General features: G+C 68.5%; 10 protein-coding genes, 1 tRNA gene and 3 pseudogenes. 5 read left to right on the top strand and 9 right to left on the bottom strand.

Annotation, left to right across the window (positions count from 1 at the left end; translation table 11 throughout):
• Positions 1–89 precede the first annotated feature (89 nt).
• The 3 genes from tmk to topA all read right to left on the bottom strand — a co-directional run bounded on the left by tmk (position 90) and on the right by topA (position 6,359).
• The gene (gene tmk / locus Ssi02_RS24220; protein WP_204029517.1) at positions 90–2,156 is read right to left on the bottom strand and encodes a dTMP kinase; all 2,067 of its coding nucleotides are present in this window, start codon (positions 2,154–2,156) and stop codon (positions 90–92) included.
• A gap of 197 nt (positions 2,157–2,353) precedes the next feature.
• Positions 2,354–3,586, bottom strand: a complete 1,233-nt coding sequence (locus tag Ssi02_RS24225; RefSeq protein ID WP_239129501.1) for a metallophosphoesterase — start codon at positions 3,584–3,586, stop codon at positions 2,354–2,356.
• 109 nt (positions 3,587–3,695) lie between these two features.
• Positions 3,696–6,359 carry a type I DNA topoisomerase gene (topA, locus tag Ssi02_RS24230; RefSeq protein WP_204029519.1) on the bottom strand — a complete coding sequence of 888 codons (2,664 nt, stop codon included), beginning with the start codon at positions 6,357–6,359 and terminating at the stop codon, positions 3,696–3,698.
• 229 nt (positions 6,360–6,588) lie between these two features.
• On the opposite strand from topA, the gene Ssi02_RS24235 reads away from it, so the two are divergent.
• On the top strand, positions 6,589–6,774 hold the full coding sequence (locus Ssi02_RS24235; RefSeq protein ID WP_204029521.1) for a DUF5703 family protein: 186 nt from the start codon (positions 6,589–6,591) through the stop codon (positions 6,772–6,774).
• A 440-nt stretch (positions 6,775–7,214) separates the two neighbouring features.
• Here Ssi02_RS24235 and Ssi02_RS24240 read toward each other — a convergent pair whose 3' ends face one another.
• From Ssi02_RS24240 to Ssi02_RS24250, 3 genes are all read right to left on the bottom strand, one after another.
• Positions 7,215–9,251: a chaplin family protein gene (locus tag Ssi02_RS24240; RefSeq protein WP_204029523.1), complete on the bottom strand. Its 2,037-nt coding sequence runs from the start codon at positions 9,249–9,251 to the stop codon at positions 7,215–7,217.
• A gap of 358 nt (positions 9,252–9,609) precedes the next feature.
• Positions 9,610–10,167, bottom strand: a complete 558-nt coding sequence (locus Ssi02_RS24245; RefSeq protein ID WP_239129510.1) for a hypothetical protein — start codon at positions 10,165–10,167, stop codon at positions 9,610–9,612.
• A 130-nt stretch (positions 10,168–10,297) separates the two neighbouring features.
• Positions 10,298–11,605 (bottom strand): M20/M25/M40 family metallo-hydrolase, encoded by a 1,308-nt coding sequence (locus Ssi02_RS24250; RefSeq protein ID WP_204029524.1) that lies wholly within the window; start codon positions 11,603–11,605, stop codon positions 10,298–10,300.
• 222 nt (positions 11,606–11,827) lie between these two features.
• On the opposite strand from Ssi02_RS24250, the gene Ssi02_RS24255 reads away from it, so the two are divergent.
• Positions 11,828–11,916, top strand: a tRNA-Leu gene (locus Ssi02_RS24255).
• 107 nt (positions 11,917–12,023) lie between these two features.
• Here the strand turns inward: Ssi02_RS24255 and Ssi02_RS24260 are convergent.
• On the bottom strand, positions 12,024–12,752 hold the full coding sequence (locus tag Ssi02_RS24260; protein ID WP_204029526.1) for a tyrosine-type recombinase/integrase: 729 nt from the start codon (positions 12,750–12,752) through the stop codon (positions 12,024–12,026).
• A 419-nt stretch (positions 12,753–13,171) separates the two neighbouring features.
• Positions 13,172–14,018: pseudogene (locus Ssi02_RS24265) on the bottom strand (IS5 family transposase).
• 39 nt (positions 14,019–14,057) lie between these two features.
• Here Ssi02_RS24265 and Ssi02_RS39885 point away from each other — a divergent pair.
• The 3 genes and pseudogenes from Ssi02_RS39885 to Ssi02_RS24280 all read left to right on the top strand — a co-directional run.
• Positions 14,058–14,261 (top strand): annotated as a pseudogene (locus Ssi02_RS39885) (transposase); the annotation flags it as partial.
• The gene (locus tag Ssi02_RS24275) at positions 14,225–14,947 is read left to right on the top strand and encodes a transposase (RefSeq protein ID WP_204029528.1); all 723 of its coding nucleotides are present in this window, start codon (positions 14,225–14,227) and stop codon (positions 14,945–14,947) included. The pseudogene Ssi02_RS39885 and the gene Ssi02_RS24275, both read left to right, overlap by 37 nt.
• A 216-nt stretch (positions 14,948–15,163) precedes the next feature.
• A pseudogene (locus Ssi02_RS24280) lies at positions 15,164–16,003 on the top strand (IS5 family transposase).
• Positions 16,004–16,254: 251 nt separating this feature from the next.
• Here the strand turns inward: Ssi02_RS24280 and Ssi02_RS24285 are convergent.
• Entirely contained in the window at positions 16,255–17,346 is a 1,092-nt protein-coding gene (locus Ssi02_RS24285; protein ID WP_204029530.1) for an IS630 family transposase, read from the bottom strand.
• Positions 17,347–17,449: the final 103 nt, after the last annotated feature.

Here is a 17,449-nt window from a genome sequence, read left to right on the forward strand (position 1 = left end):
CCCTCCCCCCGAGATCCTTTACCGCATCCGCGCCGACCGGCCGCGCAGCAGGCCGGAAGCCATATCCCGAGGCCGTGTCTTAGAGAGGTTCAGTCGCGGATGGCGGGAATGGTCCCTGTGGCGTCCTCCGACTCCTGAGGCACCGGGTCGGGCAGGATGTCGCGCACCCGGTCCTGAATGAGGCGCGACACCTCCTCCTGCGTCAGGGTGCCGTCGACGACCAGGTAACGCTCGGGGGCGGCCGCCGCCAGGTTGCGGAACTCACGGCGCACCCGCTCGTGGAACTCCAGCGGCTCGGCCTCGATGCGGTCGGCCGGCGAGGCGAACCTCCTGAGCCCGATCGAGGGCGGCACGTCGATGAGCACGGTCAGATCCGGCACCAGATCGCCTGTGGCCCACGAGTTGAGCCTGGCGACATGGGCGGGGTCAAGCTCGCGTCCGGCCCCCTGATAGGCGAGGGAGGAGTCGACGTAGCGATCGCACACGACCAGCGCCCCCCGCCCCAAAGCCGGGCGGATGACCTTCTCCACGTGCTCGGCCCGGTCGGCGGCGTAGAGCAGCGCCTCGGATCGTGCGGAGAGCCCCTGGTGGGCGGCGTCGAGCAGGATCGCCCGGAGCCGCATGCCGACCTTGGTGGAGCCCGGTTCGCGGGTCTGCACCACATCGAAGCCCTGATCACGCAGCCAGATGGCGAGAAGCCTCGACTGAGTGGTCTTGCCGGAGCCTTCGCCGCCCTCAAAGGCGATGAACAGCCCTTGCGGCTCCTCATCCCCGCTTTCCTCCACGAAGCGCTTGCCGCGAAGCGCCGCGAAGAGGTCGACGGCGACGGGCACCCCGGCCCGGTCGTCCGTGCGCCGGAGGGCCACGAAGCCGATCACCACGGTCAGCAGCGCCCCGCCCAGCATGATCAGGCTGGATCCGTCGAAACGGTAGCCGATCGTGGCGCTGATCCGGAGGTTGTGGCTGCCGAGCAGGCCCGCCAGCGGGCTCGCCACGATCACGACGACCAGCAGGACGACGCGCGCCACGGCCTGGATGTAGGAGAAGGTGCGACCCCGGACCGAGTCATCCATCTCCACAGCGATCATCGAATAGCCGGTGATCCACGCGATGCCCGCGCATATGCCGAGCGCGAGCGCGAGCACCACCACGACGGCGAGGTTGTGGATCAGCGCGACGGCCGCGAGCAGCACACCCGCCATGACGATCGACAGGCCGAACAACCTGCGCCGCGACAACTCCCGCAGAATCCTCGGCCCGAAGGACATGCCGAGCGCCACGCCGAGGAACACCGCCCCGAACACCATGCCGTATGCGGCGTCGCCGCCGCCGAGGACGGGCGACGAGGTGTAGATCTTCGCCACGCCGACGACCGTGCCGCCCGCGACGAACGCGCCCACCATGCCGAGGACGAGGGCCCCGACGAGGCGGTGCCCCGCGATGTGGCGGCGGCCGGCCAAGAGGTCGCGAAGAGTGGACGGCGCCGGGCCCGGCGGGCGGAGCTGCGAAATCTGCTTAAGAGTGAAGATCAGGGCGGCGGAGGCCAGGTAGAGGACGGCGTTGACGACGAGGGCGAAGTCGGTCGAGGACGTCGTGAACCCCGGCGACAGAGCGCGCCCGAGGTCGCTCGCGAGGGACAGTAGGGCGAAGAGGGCGGCGGCCACGGGGGCCGAGCCGTATGTCACGAGGAGGATGAGCCGCCCGGCTTCCTCCCGCTGCTCCTCCGGGACAAACCCGGACACTGCGGCCTCCTTGGCCGGCACCCGTAGCAGCGCGGCGCACTCGATCAGCACGGCCGCGACGATGAGCCACGTATAGGTGCCGATCAAGAAGATGGACACGACCAGGGCGGCTCGCAGCAGATCTCCTGCGAACATCGCCACTCGCCGGTCGAGCCGGCCGTCGAGCACCCCCGCCAGCGGGCCGAGCAGGACGGGAGGCAACATCTTGGCCGCGAAGACACCGCCGACGGCCAGGGCTTGGGTCTGGAAACCGGATCCGGCGGTCAGCGCGGCTGCCAGCGCCGTGAGCGCGATGATGTTGAGCCAGTCGCCGAGGCTGCAGAGCGATGTGGCCGTCCACAACCTGCGGAACGGGGCGTTTGCCAGCACGTGCGGGGGCTTGCGTCGCGCGGCGGGTCGGCCAGGGGAGGTCATAATGTCAGCGTATCCAGGTGCTAGCTGGGCTAGAGAGGGCGAGCCAAGGTCTGGTCGCCCGCACGAGGGTAGTGCCTCCGGGCACTGCTCCGCAGGGCACATAGGGGTAATTGCGCCCGCTTTGTGACGAGACGACTTCACAAACCTCGACGGCCGTGGTGGAACTTTTCCGCTGCGCCGACCATGCCCTTCACCCGCTACGCGTTCGGGGCGCGCAACTCCAGCAGACTGATCTCCGGCGGCGCTCCCACCCGGACCGGCGGCCCCCAGAAACCGGCACCGCGGGTGACATACACCTGCGTTCCGTCCACGTTCTCCAATCCCGCCACCACGGGCTGTTGCACAGGGACGATCAGGTTGAACGGCACCAACTGCCCACCATGCGTGTGCCCGGAAAGCTGAAGATCCACCCCACGTGTTGACGCCTGGGCGACCTGCACCGGCTGGTGGGCGAGAAGCACGACGTTGCGTGACGTGTCGCGCCCGCCGAGCGCCTTGTCGAAGTCCGGTCCCTGTCCGCTGGCCCCGCCCGCCAGGTCGTTGACTCCGGCGAGATCCAGGATCGCCCCCTGGTGGGCGATCTCCACGCGTTCGTTCTGCAGGGGCCGCACGTTGAGCTCCCGCAGCTCCTCGATCCACTCACCGGGGCCGTTCTCCAGGTAATACTCGTGGTTGCCGGTCACGAAAAACGTGCCGTAGCGGGATTCGAGCGAGCGCAGCGGCCGGGCCGCGGCCCCGAGTTCGGCCACCGTACCGTCCACCATGTCGCCGACGATCGCCACGACGTCGGCCTCCAGCGAATTGATCATCCGCACGAGCCGCTCCGAGTGGCTCACCCCCGTGATCGGCCCCAGGTGGATGTCGCTCACGACCGCGAGGCGCAAGCCGTTGAGGCGCGGATCGAGTTTGGGCAGGACGACCGGCACCCGTTCGATCACCGGCGGCCCGAGCGCCGACCGCACCCCGAACCCCACCGTCGTCAGCGCTCCCACGCCGGCCACACCGGCCAAGGTGCGCGACAGGAACAACCTGCGGTCCATCCCCTCGCCCCCGGCGGCGGGCGGCGCCGGGTCCGGCTCCGGCGCCACCGGCAGCGGACCGGGCACAAGCGCGGGTACGGCGGAAGCCGCCACCTCGACCGGCACCGGCGCGGCGACCGCCCGACCACGCTGTGCCGTACGGCGAAGCACCAATAGCCCGATAGCCCGTGGAATTTCCAGCAATATCAGGAAAACCACCAGGTAGAACATCACCGCGAGCCACATGAACCCGGGCCAGGCGAGCCAGTGGCCGAATTCAGAACGCGATCCGACCTGGGCGACCACCACAAGCAGGCCGAGCGCGACCGTCACCCACGTGAGCCGTCTTCGCATGCGCCCCGGCCGGGTGGTCGATCGCACCAAGCGGAACCAGAGGTAGAGATGGGTCACCACGACAACCACTACAGCCGTAAGCAAGAACCCAAGGATCAACCGGCACCCCTCTCCCCCGATACCCCATTATGGTAGGGCTCGGGGGATAAGAGGCTTGTGATGCGATCTACGGTTTAGCAGCAGCCTTGGCGGTTTTGGTGGTCTTGGCGCGGGTGGTGCGCTTGGGAGCAGGCCCCTTGGCCCGGCGCTCGGCCAGCAACTCGGCCGCACGCTCGATCGTGATGTCCTCGACCGTGTCACCCTTGCGAAGCGAGGCGTTCGTCTCCCCATCGGTCACGTAAGGACCGAAGCGCCCCTCCTTGACCAGCACCGGCTTCTTCGATTGGGGATCGTCGCCCAGCTCGCGCAGGGGCGCCGCCGCCGCGGCCCGGCCGCGGCCCCGCTGCTTCGGCTGCGCGAAAAGCTCCTTGGCCTGCTCCAGCGTGACCGTGAGCAGGTCTTCCTCGGCCGGCAGCGAACGCGAGTCCTTGCCCTTCTTCACATAGGGCCCGAACTTCCCGTTGAACGCCTGCACCTCCTCGCCCTCCAGCTCGCCGAGGCTCCGCGGCAGGGAAAGCAGCTGAAGCGCCTGCTCCAGCGTCACAGTGTCGATGTCCATCGACTTGAACAACGAACTGGTGCGCGGCTTGACCGTGTCCTTCTTCCTGGTGGACTTCTTCTCCGTGGCCTCCTCCGGAAGGATCTCGGTCACGTAGGGACCGTATCTCCCGGACTTCGCCACGATCTTGTGACCGGTGACCGGATCGGCGCCGAGCTCGCGGTCGCCGGTCGGCTGCTTGAACAGCTCCTCGGCCCGCTCCGCGGTCAGCTCGTCCGGCGCGAGATCCTCGGGCACGTTGACCCGGGCGCCGTCGCGATCCAGATAAGGGCCGTAGCGCCCCACCCGGATCATGATGTCGGTGCCCCTGATCGGGAAGGAGCTGATCTCCTTCGCGTCGATCTCGCCGAGGTCGGTGACCATGTCCTTCAGGCCCTCGTCCTCGTTCTCCCCGAAGTAGAACCGCCGCAGCCAGAGCACCCGGTCGGCCTCGCCCCTCGCGATCGAGTCGAGGCAGTCCTCCATGCGCGCGGTGAACTCGTAGTCGACCAGATTGCCGAAATGCTGCTCCAGCAGGTTGACCACGGCGAACGCGAGGAAGGACGGCACCAGCGCGGTGCCCTTCTTGAACACGTAACCCCGGTCGAGAATCGTGCCGAGAATCGCGGGATAGGTGGACGGGCGGCCGATCTCGCGGTCTTCCAGCTCCTTGGTGAGCGAGGGCTCGGTGTAACGCGCCGGCGGCTTGGTCGTGTGGGTGAGCGGGGTCAGCTCCCGCATCGTCAGCGGATCGCCCTCGGCGAGATTGGGCAGCCGCTTCTCCGCGTCGTCCCGATCGGTCGACGGGTCGTCGGCGCCCTCGACATAGGCCTTGAGGAAGCCGTAGAAGGTGATCGTGCGGCCGCTGGCGCTGAACTCGACCTTCTCCGCCGAGCTCGACGTGCCCGCCACCTTGACCGCGACCGACTCGCCGACCGCGTCCTTCATCTGGGAGGCGACCGTGCGCTGCCAGATGAGCTCGTAAAGCCGGAACATGTCGCCGCTCAGCCCGGTCTCGCCAGGCGTGCGGAACTCCTCGCCGGAGGGGCGGATGGCCTCGTGCGCCTCCTGGGCGTTCTTCACCTTGCTCGTGTAGACGCGGGGCTTGTCCGGCACATAGTCCTTGCCGTAGAGCTTGGTCGCCTGCGAGCGGGCGGCGGTCACCGCGGTCGACGACAGCGTGATGCTGTCGGTTCGCATATAGGTGATGTAGCCGTTCTCGTAGAGCCGCTGCGCCACCTGCATCGTGTATTTCGCGGAGAAACCCAGCTTGCGGCTGGCCTCCTGCAGCATCGTGGTGGTGCGGAAAGGCGCGTAAGGCTTTCTCGTATACGGCTTGCGCTCGACGGACCCGACCTTGAAGGCGGCGTCGGCGAGCCGCCCGGCGAGGGCACGGGCGGCCTGCTCGTCCAAATGGAGCACGTCGGCGTTCTTCAACCGGCCGGTCGAGGCGAAGTCGCGCCCCTGGGCGACCCTGCGCCCGTCCACACCGGTGAGCGTGGCGGTGAACTCGCGCGGAACCTCGTCGCCGCCCTTGTCGAAGAGCGCCGACAGGTCCCAGTAGGTCGCCGCGGTGAACTCCAGCCGCTCCCGCTCCCGCTCCACGACCATGCGCGTCGCCACGGACTGCACCCGGCCGGCCGACAGGCGCGGCTTGACCTTCTTCCACAACACCGGGCTGACCTCGTAGCCGTAAAGGCGGTCGAGGATGCGCCGGGTCTCCTGGGCGTCCACCAGGCGGAGGTTCAAATCGCGGGGATTGGCCACCGCGTCGCGGATGGCCTGCGGCGTGATCTCATGGAAGACCATGCGGTGCACCGGCACCGTGGGCTTCAGAACCTCCTGCAGGTGCCAGGCGATGGCCTCGCCCTCGCGGTCCTCGTCGGTGGCGAGGTAGAGCTCGGCGGCCTCTTTCAAAAGCTGCTTGAGCTTGGCGACCTGAGACTTCTTATCGGGATTCACGATGTAGAGCGGTTCGAACTCATGTTCGACGTTCACGCCAAGCCGCGCCCAGGACTCCCCTTTGAATCTGTCGGGGATGTCGTCGGCTCGTTCCGGAAGATCACGGATGTGACCGATGCTGGACTCCACCGTGAAGCCGCGCCCGAGGTACTCGGCGATCTTCTTCGCCTTCGCAGGCGACTCGACGATCACCAGGCGGGTTCCGCCGGCGTTGCCGTTCTTCGCTGGCACGCTGCTTCCTACCTCGCTCTTCGCTTACGTTCCCCCTGTCGGGCAAGCCCCACCGCACAAGGCCAGGGCCTTGGTGCCTGTGGGCCGACACTGATCCTGACGGTAACCCGTCGCCCGGCTTTCCCTTCCCCTCGGGTTACCCGGTCTCTTCCGGGTACACCCACAAGGACGCAGAATAAGGCCCAGCGACTCCCCACGTCCCCTAGCCCACCCTCGGAGACTAATAGCTGTGCTCAACTACTCCTACATGGATGTCCACATCCCGCGTGGCACCTCCCGCGAGGCGGCTCGGCAGATCCTCACCGAACACGCGGAATATGGAGACTGGGAACTCGACCGGCTTCGGCTGTATCCCGACGGCAGCCGACGGGTACGGCTCCGCCGGAAGATAATACGGGTCACCCGCACCCTCTGACTCCGACAGTCTGCCCGCCCCCGCGGCGTTCGACCCATGGGAGGCATCCACGCCGACACCGGCTTTCCCAATTCACGGTCGATCCTTCACCTGCCCGCACATCTGCGCACCGTCGCGGCGAGACGCGTGTCGCGACCCTGCTCAGCCCGGCACCTAAAGCTTCCCCCCAGGATCGCACGCATGGCTTTGCCCGCCCCGGGCCACGCCCCCGGAACGGGCAAAGCGTCTTTGGCTTTCCGCGAAATACATGCCGCTGAAACCCTCAGATGTCACGTCCAGTTATTTCCCTCACACCTGGCGCGTGGAGGTGGGACGACCGGCCGCCGCCCCACCCGGGGGAATCGTGGTCACCGCCCGGCCGCGTGAAACATGGTCCCCGGCCTGTCGGCCGGAATCACACGGCTTCGCCGTACACCCGCGCCCCTGTCGCCGTATGGGGACTAGCCGCGGGCGGAGCGGAAGCGGCGGGCGACCGAGAGCACCGTCGCCGAGGCGGCGAACATGGCGCCCATCAGCAGGGCCATCAGGGAAGACGAGTTCATGCCGGTCAGACCGGCGGGCTGCTCGGCGCTCATGAGGCCGATGTTGCCGACCGGGGAGGCCGAGGCGACCTGGCCGACGGCGGAGCCGACCGGGGTCGAACGCACGAGGTCGGCGACCGGGCCGGCGGCGGCCAGCGGGCCACCCGCCGTCACCGGCAGGGTCGAGTTGCCGGGCTTGCCAGGCCTGGCGGGCTTGGCGGGCTTGGCCACGACCTTGCCGCCCTTGCCGCTCTTGCCGCCCTTACGGTCCTTGTTGACCTGGGCGCGCACCGGCTCGGTGGACATGCCCGGCATGCTGGGGATCGACGGCATGCCGAGGGACTGCGCCGCACCCTCGGCGCTGGACACCCCCGGCAGCCCGGCGGCCTGCGCCTGCTGGGTCAGGTTGCCGGTGTTCGCCAGTCCGCCCACGACGGGCACCGAGGGAAGCCCCGGAAGCACACCGCCGGGCCGGTTCTGGCCACGCTTGCCCGGCTGCGCGCTCATCGCGCCGATCGAGCGGTGTCCGTGGCCGACCCGCGCACCTCCGAGGCAGCCGGCCGCGGCGTCACCCAGCACGGCGACCGCGTTGCCGCAGACGTTGACCGGCGTGGTGACCGGCGCCAGCACCTGGTTGCCGGCGAGCACGCCGGACTGCCCCGAAGTACGGTTGCCCCCGGCGCCCGCCCCGGCGTTCCTCGATACCGTGGCCCCGCCCACGCAGCGCGAGGCGGCGGCGCCGAGCACACCCGCCGAGACACCGCAGACGTTGACGGGCGCGTTGACCGGGGCCACCGCCTGGTTGCCCGCCAGCACGCCGGAGCGGCCCGAGGTCGTGTTGCCGCCCGCTCCCCTGGCTGTGCCGTTCTTGACCTTCACGACGCCCTCGCACTTGGCGAACGCCCCGCCAAGGATCGCGACCGCGTTGCCGCAGACGTTGACCGGCGCGGTGACCGGCGCCAGCACCTGGTTGCCCGAGCCCACCCCGGAGCGGCCCGAGGTCGTGTTGCCCCCGGCTCCGCCGCCCGCCTGACCGGCCACCGAGGCGCCGCCGACGCAGCCGGCCGGGCCGTTCCCCACCGAGTTGCCGCACACGTTGACCGGAGCGGTGACGGGGGCGATCACCTGGTTGCCGCTGCCCGCCCCGAACCTGCCGTCGGTGTCGTTGCCCGAGGAGCCGTGGGTCTGGTGTGTGCGGTGGTAGCCGTGGTGCGGCGGCTTGCGCGTGACCGTGCTGCTGCCCTTGCAGGACGAGAACGCGCCGCCCAGCAGCGCGGCCGAGTTGCCGCACACGTTGATCGGCGCGGTGACCGGCGCCAGCACCTGGTTGCCGCCGAGCACCGACGACCGGCCCGACGTCGTGTTGCCGCGGCCACGGCCCGTGGCCCCGCCGCCCTTGACCGACGCGCCGCCCGGGCATCCCGCGACCGCGTCACCGAAGATCGCGATGGCGTTGCCGCAGGCGTTGACGGGAGCGGTGATCGGGGCGGTGACCTGGTTGCCGCCGCCCACGCTGCTCGTGCCGTCGGTACGGTTGCCCGACGCGGCCCCGCCCCCCGGCGTGCCCTTCACCGACGCGCCGCCGCGGCAGCTCGCGTTGGAGTTGCCGACCAGCGACAACGCGTTGCCGCAGGCGTTGATCGGGGCGGTGATGGGCGCGTTGATCTGGTTGCCGCCCAGCACGCTGCTGTTGCCCGAGGTCCGGCCGGGGATGCCGCCGGGCTGCCCGTTCTCGACCGAGGCCCCGCCCTGCGAGCGGGCCGTCGAGTCGCCGGCCACACCCACGGCGTTGCCGCTGATGTCGACCGGGATGGATATCGGCAGGTTGACCTGGTTGCCGCCGCCGACTGAGCTGGTGCCGGAGGTGTCGGCGAACGCGACGCCGCCGCCGCTCATGGACATCACGACGACCGCGAGAAGAGCCGCGGGGGCCGATCCTTTAGTCCACGTACGCATAGTTGAAACTCCTTGGTGGATCTTGGGGGTACCTGACGGTTCGCGGTGGAGATCAGGGCATGCGGAAGCCGAGTCCGGCCCGCCGCACAGCGGAGCCCCGGAAAGTCACACGACGCGAGATGGAGATTGACGATCACCCGTGAGCCGGGCTCGATCGGAAACAGGCGCCTTTACGGCACAGCCGGGGAAGGGCGTCCCGGTCAGCGGACCACCACGCGCGCGTGAGGAGCCACGCGGGGCTTGCCGGGGCACGCTTGCCTGAGGCTTGGCTGTCTGGGGTTTGGCTGTCTGGATCACGGTCCTGGAGTGGAACGTGTCCCGCCTGAACAACCGCCGCCCGGACCGGGCAGGAACGGGATCAGTCAGGGGAGAAAGAGGGTTCGTCCGCCGCTGTGCGGACCACGGGCGAGCAGGCGCACACCGGTGGGCGGCGCTGTGCCGTGACACGCGGGTCGATGTCCGACCGCGCGAGATCCCCCGGCCCGAAGGGCCCATGCCCGCCGCCGGCCTGCGGCACGACCCCGTTGAGGCCGACGCCGAACTCGGCGGAGGAGGGTGCGGGGAAACCGGGGCGCGACTGGCCCGTGAGCCCGTCGACATGTCGCCCGGCCATGGCCTCGGCGTTGTCCGGCGCCTCGGCGTTGTCGTCGCTCACCGGCGGGAAACCATCACCAAGTGATCCGGTGAGACGATCCGACGTTTGTGTATGGAAAGAGGGGAGACCACCCGCGTCCGCCGCGGCGTGAGCGGCGCCCGACGCGCCGAACACCAGGGCGAGCAACCACCCGGCGACCAGCAACCCGCCGACCGCCAGCGCACGCTTGAGCCTGTGAGCACTGAGCTCGGGCATCAGGGCGGTCACGGGCACGCGCCGCGCGCCAAGGGACGGAACCGCCCCAAGTCGCCACACAGGCATGCGTGCCACGTGAACCTCCCGAACGGAGATCGGCCCCACCGCAGCGGGCCCGGCCTCACGACCTCACCTCTCAACGGAAAGTGACAGTATCACTACGGCAGGTGATCGTCATGGCAAATCCGCAAAGGATTCAGCACTGATCCAGGAACCGGTCAAGCACCCTGACCCCGAACTTCAGCGAATCCACCGGCACCCGCTCGTCCACCCCGTGGAACATGCCCGAGAAGTCCAGATCGGCCGGCAACTTCAGCGGCGCGAACCCGAACCCGCGGATCCCCAGCCGGCTGAACGCCTTCAGATCCGTGCCCCCCGACAGGGTGTACGGCACAGCCCGCCCACCCGGGTCCTCGGCCTCAAGCGACGCCGCCATGGCCCGCACCAGCGGCCCCTCGAACGACGTCTCCACCGCGATGTCGTGGTAGACGAACTCCCTGGCCACGTTGGGCCCGAGCAACTCGTCGACCGTCGCGAAGAATTCCTCCTCGTAACCCGGCAAGAACCGCCCGTCCACATGCGCCGTGGCCGTCTGCGGGATCACGTTGGCCTTGTAGCCCGCCGACAACATCGTCGGGTTGACCGTGTTGCGGAGCACCGCCCCGATCATCCGCGCCAGCGGCCCGAGCTTGGCCACCGTCGCCTCGGCGTCCTCCGGGTCGAACTCCACGCTAAGAGCCGCCGACGCCTCCTCCAGGAACGCCCTGACCGTGGGCGTCAGCCGTACCGGCCACTCGTGGCGCCCGAGCCGCCCCACCGCCTCGGCGAGCTCCGTGACGGCGTTGTCGTCGTTCAACATCGAGCCGTGGCCCGCCCGCCCCTTGGCGGTGAGCTTCATCCAGGCGATGCCCTTCTCGGCCGCCTCGATCAGATAGAGCCGCCGCGCCTCGTCGATCGAGACACTGAACCCCCCGACCTCCCCGATCGCCTCCGTGCAGCCCTCAAACAGCCCCGCGTATTCCTCGGTCAGCCAGTGCGCACCATAAGTGCCCCCGGCCTCCTCGTCCGCCGTGAACGCGAGCACGACGTCACGCGCCGGTCTCCGCCCCTCACTGAGGCGCTGCCGGACGACCGCGAGGATCATCGCGTCCATGTCCTTCATGTCGACCGCGCCGCGACCCCACACACACCCCTCGGCGACCTCACCCGAGAGCGGATGATGCCGCCAGTCCCCCGCGTTGAACGGCACCACATCCAGATGCCCGTGCACCAGCAGCGCGTCCCGCCCCGGATCCGTCCCCTCGATCCGCGCGACCACATTGGCCCGGCGGGAGTCCCTCTCGAGAATCCGCGGCGACAACCCCACCTCGGCCAGCTTCTCCGCGACGTATTCCGCCGCCGCCCGCTCCCCCGGCCCGGCGTTGTCGCCCGCGTTCGTCGAATCGATCCGGATCAGGTCGCTGCACAGCTCAACGACCTCGTCCTCACCCTTGAGTACGCCCATCCCCGGCTCCCTACCTCGTACGGCATGCGCCCCCATCCTCCCGCCGCCCCCCACCTCCGCGACACCTCCCCCACCCAAATCCCCTGCCGTCTTCCCCCACTGTCCCCACCCGTCCCACCACCCTCCCGGTGCCCACGGTGAATTCAGGTATGAAGCACCCCTCAGAGTTTGCTAACCTGGTTCCGCCGACGAGGGAAGACGTTCCAACGTGCAGGCACCAAAGTCCGGGTGGCGGAATAGGCAGACGCGCTAGCTTGAGGTGCTAGTGCCCTTTGCGGGGCATGGGGGTTCAAGTCCCCCCTCGGACACCAGTACAGCCCCGATTCAGTGCAGGTCACAGGGTCGGGGCTTCTTCATGTCTGGCCCCAAATCGGCCCCGTGATACTTCCCTGATACTTCCGGCCCGATGATCGTGGTTTTACGCCTCGGCGACGAGCGCCGCGAACTGATCCGCCGCCGCCCGCTGGTTGCCCGGCATCACGTGCGCGTAGACCGTGAGCGTCACCGTGGGCGAGGCGTGGCCAAGCCGCTCGGACACGACCTTGACCGGCACGCCGCCCGCCAGGAGCAGCGTGGCGTGCGTGTGCCGCAGGTCGTGCAACCGGATCTCCGGCGGCGGCTCGACCCCCGCCTTCTCCAGAGCCCGCCGGCACCGGTCGAGGTGCTGCTTGAAGGTACGCGAGAACCGCTCCGGGTGTAGCCACTCCCCCTCTGGGGTGCCGAACACGAGGGCATCGTCGCGAGCAAGCGCCAGGGCCAGGCTTCCGCGCTCCCGCTTCAGCGCCTTCAGCACGGCCGTGGTGGCGCCGTCGAGGTCGACCACACGCGGCTTGGCCGTCTTCGTGTTGCCCTCCTTCAGGTGCGTACCCTGCCCCTTCACGCGCACCACCCCGACCGACCGGCGGATGCTGGCCGTGCCCGCGTCCAAATCGAGGTCTCGCCAGCGCAGCGCCAGCAGCTCGCCGCGGCGCATCCCCGTCATCGCCAGCACGTACCACGCCGCATAGTGGCCGCTATGGTCGCGCGCCCAGCCGAGGAACGCGCGGAGCTGGCCGGCCGTCCACGGGTGCATCTCCGGAGGCTTGGCTTCCTTCGCCGTGGGTGGTTTCGTCTTGTCCGCCGGGTTCTTGCCGAGTAAGGGCGTCAACGGCGAGCATCTCCGCGATGTTGCGACCCCTCGGAGGGACGATGAGGACTGCAAGCTCAGCGGGACAGTCGGGTTTCGTCCATGTTGGGACCCCTCGGAGGGGCGATGAGGACCATGCAACCTCGGTCTTGACCTCGTTGTGGCCGGTGTGTTGGGACCCCTCGGAGGGCGATGAGGACCCGGGCGGCCGAGGCAGTTGGCGACGCTGTCCCAACCCGACCAGGGCGGCCGCCCCGACGCCACCGTGATCGTCTTCATCGCCCTACGAGGGGTTACGACTTGAGGCCCTTGCGGGTCACATCATGCGTTGCCCCGTCTTCATCGCCCCTACGAGGGGTTACGACTCGGCAAGTTAGGTCAATTCGGCATCGGCAGCCTTAGAGGGCGTCCGAAAAGCGAAGTTCACGATTAATTGCCGGTTATGCGTCTCGCCAGGTTGGAGTGGTTTCGTCGGTGATGCGCCGGGCAACGTTGTCGATCGACGTGATGCGAATCATGGCGGCAGCGTGGTTGGGCCGGGTTTCGTAGTCGCGGGCGAGCCGGCGGTGAAGCATCATCCAGCCCAGGGTGCGCTTAACAACCCAGTGCCTTTTCACAACATGGAAGCCGGGCCGGTCGGAGCGGCGCGGGACGACCTCGACATCGATGCCCAGGGCTGCGCCGTGCTCGACGGCGGCGTTCTTGAACCCGCTGTCCACCCACGCCTTGCTGATCGTCGGAAAGGTGGTGTGCGCCTGACTGAGCAGCGTCCCGCCGACGGCGTTGTCCGGCAGCTCGGCCGCGGCGACGGTGACCGCCAAGGGTAAGCCCAGAGTATCGGTGAGGATGCCGCGCTTACGTCCGGCGATCTTCTTTGCGGCGTCGAGCCCTGGGTATCGAGCGGGACGTTTGCGGAGGTCTTGACGCTCTGGCTGTCGATGACGCACGCGCTCGGCTCGGCCCTGCGGCGCTCGCGGGTGCGGGCGATACCGGTCAGTTCCATGCCGAGTTGCTCGAAGACGCCTCCCTTGGTCCAGGCGGAGAAGTAGTAGTAGACGGTGGTGCGAGGCGGGAAGTCGTGCGGGCGGTACTTCCAGGCGATGCCGCTGCGGTTGACGTACAGGATCGCGTCGAAGATGTCGCGAAGTCTCGTGGGGGATCGGGGACGTTCACGCCGGCTTGGGAGCGGGCTTGAAGGCGGGCGTCGCACCAGGCGGACAAGGTCGGCTCGATCAGTGCCCAGCGGGCGTCGGAGAGGTCGGACGGATAGGGGCGGCGGGGGGTCACGGCACTGTGGTAGCAGACTCTGGAGCCGCAGACTGATCGTTGGGGACTTGGGCGTTTCCGTCCCATCATGAGATCAGACGGAAAGCGGGTCATCCGTCGGACGAAGCGTTCGAGCCGCTGCTACCACCGCCCCGCCCCGGCGGGCGACCGGAGAAGCACCCCCGCCGGGACGTCGTCGACGCGATCTTGTACCTCGTGCGCACCGGATGCGCCCGGCGGCAGCCGCCCTTCGACTTCCCGCCCTGGCAGACGGTGTACCGGTCCTTCGCACGCTGGGAGGATGCCAAGGTCACCCAGAAGATCCTCGCGACCTTGCGCCGAAGAGTCCGCAAAGCGCAAAGCGCGCCGAGGAGCCATCGGCCGGCGTCATCGACTCCCAGAGCGTCAAAGGCGCCGATACCGTCCCGCGTCCCACACGGGGCTACGACGCGAACAAGAAGATCAATGGACGGAAGCGGTTCATCGTCACCGACACCCTCGGCCTCCTGCTGGCGGCGTGTGCGATGGCGGCCTCGGTGCAGGACCGCGACGGTGCCAAGACCACGCGGCTGAGCCTGTACCTGATGACACCGGTGCGGTTCGTGTTCGCCGACGCGGGGTTCGCGGGTGCCCTGGTCGGGTGGACCCGGCGGATTCTGTCCAGCACGCTGCACATCGTGCGCAAAGCACCTGGCCGGAGCGGGTTCGCGGTCATCGCGCGCCGTTGGGTGGCCGAGCGTACTCTGGTGTGGCTGACCGCGCACCGCCGCCTGGCCCGTGGCTACGAGCGCACCCCCGCGACCGCTGAGGCGATGATCCTCTGGGCTGCGATCAGCGGCATGGCCCGCCGCCTCACTCGCGGACACGCTGAGTCGACAGCAGGCGTGGAGCTTCGATTTGATCTAACCCTTCTCAAACACTCACGTGAGTGTTTGATCCTTATTTATTGAGCTATCGCCTGGCTCGCCTGTCCGACCACGCTCGCCCGTATACGTGATTTCGACCGATATCCGCGCAGCTGCGTCCGGCGAGCCGGTCAGTCCGTGCCCGTCTCGCGCTGAAGAATCCTGTCTCATCCCATGACCTGGGGATCTGTCCTTACCCGAGGGTGAGAACCCCCTCCACAGGGCTGGGCGGCCGACCCGGACGTGCGATACGCCCGGGACATGGCCGAGCGGCGCCCCTACCCCAGCGACCTGTCCGACGCCCGATGGGAGCTCATCGAACCCGTCCTCAGCGCCTGGCGCGCCGAACGCCGGAGGAAGGGCCTGGACATCGGCCGCCCATGCGAGCACGACCTGCGCGACGTGATGAACGCCGTCCTGTACGTCGACCGCACCGGCATCCCCTGGCGCTACCTGCCGCACGAGTACCCGCCCTGGCAGACCGTCTACGGCTACTTCGCCCACTGGCAGAAAGACGGCGTCCTCGCCCAGCTCAACGGCCTGCTGCGACGCCTGGCGCGCATCGCGGCGGGCCGCACGCCCGACCCCGGCGCCTGCGTCGTCGACGCCCAGAGGGTCTAGACCTCGGCCAACGCCCCCGCCGCCACCCAGGGCTACGACGCGGGCAAGAAGATCGCCGGACGCAAGCGCAGCATCGTCACCGATACCCTCGGTCTACTGGTCGCAGTCCTGGTCACCGCGGCCGGCGTCTCCGACGGCGCCGCCGGCCTGCCCTTGCTCACCCAGGTCGCCGCCACGCATCCGACCGTCACCAAGGCCTGGGCCGGCAGTGCCTACCGCACCAAGGTCATCGAAGGGGCCGCCAAGCTCGGCATCGATGGCGAGGCCGTCCGCCGAGACCCCGCCACCAGGGGATTCACCGCCCTGCCGCGACGCTGGGTCGTAGAACGCACCCTCGGATGGCTGATGTTCCACCGCCGCCTGGCCCGCGACTACGACGCGCTTCCCGCGCGCTCCGAGGCCATGATCCATTTAGCAATGATCGATCTCATGAGCAGGCGTCTCACCGGTGAGAACACCACGACCTGGCGCGGCGCCTGAACCTGGACCAGATGCACTTCCCAGGATCAAACACCCACTTAGAGGGCATCCAAGGGGGAATTAGCACGGTTTCGAGGCATGCGTCCACTGCCCGAAGTACGCCGATTGAGTAAAGCACGAGGAATGAACCCGGGGTGTCGAAGCCGGCAGGCCTGCACTTTGTCCGACCGATGTCCCGCTTCCCGTCCGATCTCAAGTTTGGGGCGGAAACGCCTGGATCCAAGGACGCGGGCGTGCGGCTCCCGGGTCTGCTAGTGTCCTGCGCCTGAAATTCGTCGGCAATATCGGGCGAGGGATTCGAGAATCTCCTCTGCGGTCTTCTTCCACACGAACGGGCGCGGGTTGGCGTTCCACTGATCGATCCAGTCGCGGATGTCCTTCTCCAGCGCCCGCACGCTTTTGTGGACTCCGCGCCTGATCAGCTGGTCGGTCAGGAATCCGAACCAGCGCTCGACCTGGTTGATCCAGGAGGAGCCGGTCGGGGTGAAGTGCATGTGGAACCGGGGGTGGCGCGACAGCCACGCCTTGACGGCCGGAGTCTTGTGGGTGCCGTAGTTGTCGCAGATCAGGTGGATGTCCAGCTCGGCGGGTACCGTCTTGTCGATCGTGATCAGGAACTTCTTGAACTCGGCGGCCCGGTGCTGGCGGTGCAGTTCGCCGATGACGGTCCCGTCGGCGACGTTGAACGCGGCGAACAGGCTGGTGATCCCGTTGCGGACGTAGTCGTGGGTCCGCCGCTCGGGCATGCCCGGCATCATCGGCAGCACCGGCTGCGAGCGGTCCAGCGCCTGGATCTGCGACTTCTCGTCCACGCACAGCACCACGGCACGCTCGGGCGGGTTGCAGTACAGGCCGACCACATCGACGACCTTCTCCACGAACAGCGGATCCGTCGACAGCTTGAAGGTGCCGGCCTGATGGGGTCTGAGGCCGAAATCGCGCCAGATCCGCCCGATCGTGGACCTGGACAGCCCGCTCCGCTCGGCCATCGAGGCCCGCGACCAGTGCGTGGCCCCCTTGGGTGTGTTCTCCAAGGTGGCCACCACGACCTGCTCGACCTGGTCCAGCGTGATCGAGGGCGGTCGGCCCGGGCGCTGCTCGTCCATCCGCCCGTCCAGTCGCAGCTTGACGAAACGGGTCCGCCACTTGGAGACCGTGTCGCGGTGTATCCGCAGCGCCGCTGCGATCTCGATGTTGTCCATGCCGTCCGCACACGCCAGCACGATCTTCGATCGCATCGCCAGCACCTGCGAGGACTTGCTCCTTCGTGCCCAGCGCTCCAGAGTGGCCCGCTCATCGGCAGAGAGTGTCACAGGAGTCTTCGGTCGTCCCGTCCGCGCCATGGAAGCCACTCTAGACTTAGCTGACGAATTTCAGGCGCAGGACACTAGCACAGTGCCATGGCCCCCCGCCGCCCCTACCCGTCCGACCTGTCCGACGCCCGCC

This window comes from Sinosporangium siamense, from assembly GCF_016863435.1.
Classification (GTDB): Bacteria; Actinomycetota; Actinomycetes; order Streptosporangiales; family Streptosporangiaceae; genus Sinosporangium; species Sinosporangium siamense.